Origin of the sequence: Polaromonas sp. UBA4122, assembly GCA_002381615.1 — a bacterium.
Lineage (GTDB): Bacteria > Pseudomonadota > Gammaproteobacteria > Burkholderiales > Burkholderiaceae_C > Polaromonas.
Genome location: DFWY01000167.1, coordinates 20,288 through 20,815 on the forward strand (window position 1 = coordinate 20,288; position 528 = coordinate 20,815).

Here is a 528-nt window from a genome sequence, read left to right on the forward strand (position 1 = left end):
GATCGGCGCAACCGGGTTGGCCGGTGGTTGGTTGGTCAGCGCGCCCGGCACGCCGCCTGGTGCGTTACCTCCTTGCTGGCTGGACTCACTCAATTGCAGGCTGCGAACTGCGGCTTTGCCAGGTTCCTGGTTCGGGGCATATTTTTCATCGGTGTTCTCGACGATCGAGAAATCGATGTCAGCCGCCACCTGGGCGTGGACATTGCTGGCACCGACGATCGGCTGCAAAATGGCTTCAATGCGGCGGATATAACCCTGCTCAATTTCCTGCGCGTATTTCAACTGGCTGACATCGAGGCCGCGCGTGTCGGCGTTCGCCGCTGACAGCAGGTTGCCGGCCTGATCGACCACGGTAATGCTTTTGGCGGATAGCTCCGGCACACTGCTGGAAATCAGGTGCACGATCGCACTGATCTGGCCTTCGTCAATGGTTCGCCCGCGATACAGCGTCAAGACCACCGAGGCGCTCGGCTTCTTCTGGTCACGCACAAACAGCGAAGGCTTGGGCAGCGCCAGGTGCACGCGCGC

Annotated in this window: 1 protein-coding gene; it reads right to left on the reverse strand. The window is 61.0% G+C overall.

The window, feature by feature from the left end; translation table 11 throughout:
- On the reverse strand, window positions 1-528 hold a 528-nt coding region (fliF, locus tag B3F77_RS20070), incomplete at both ends, for a flagellar basal-body MS-ring/collar protein FliF (protein WP_293606663.1).